The sequence below is a fragment of the Ornithinibacillus californiensis genome (genome assembly GCF_001038485.1).
Lineage (GTDB): Bacteria > Bacillota > Bacilli > Bacillales > Amphibacillaceae > Ornithinibacillus > Ornithinibacillus californiensis.
In genome coordinates this window covers 1-475 of the sequence record NZ_LDUE01000033.1, presented here as the reverse complement: position 1 = coordinate 475, position 475 = coordinate 1, and the positions used below count along the sequence as shown (strand labels likewise).

General features: G+C 49.1%; 2 tRNA genes and 1 rRNA gene. All 3 read left to right on the top strand.

Features of this window, described 5'->3' with window-relative positions:
- Window positions 1-116 (top strand): 5S ribosomal RNA (gene rrf, locus TE34_RS07805).
- Between the two features lie 116 nt (window positions 117-232).
- A tRNA-Glu gene (locus TE34_RS07800) sits at window positions 233-307 on the top strand.
- Between the two features lie 3 nt (window positions 308-310).
- Window positions 311-386: transfer RNA gene (locus TE34_RS07795), tRNA-Val, on the top strand.
- The last annotated feature ends 89 nt before the right edge of the window (window positions 387-475 follow it).

The window sequence follows — 475 nt, the reverse complement described above, 5'->3', positions numbered from 1 at the left end:
TCTGGTGATGATGGCGAGAAGGTCACACCTGTTCCCATACCGAACACAGCAGTTAAGCTTCTCAGCGCCGATGGTAGTTGGGGCATTGCCCCTGTGAGAGTAGGACGTTGCCAGGCAATAAATTATTTCACAGTCCCTAAAGGGGTGTACATCGATTGATAGTCGTTGTTTGTAGATTCAAAGATATCATTTGAAATCTATCTGTGGAATTATTTTATTGGGAAATTTTCATGGCCCGTTGGTCAAGCGGTTAAGACACCGCCCTTTCACGGCGGTAACACGGGTTCGAATCCCGTACGGGTCACCATGTGGAGGATTAGCTCAGCTGGGAGAGCACCTGCCTTACAAGCAGGGGGTCGCAGGTTCGAGCCCTGCATCCTCCACCATTTATCAGTTTAGCCTAATTATTATTAAAATGGTCCGGTAGTTCAGTTGGTTAGAATGCCTGCCTGTCACGCAGGAGGTCGCGGGTTCG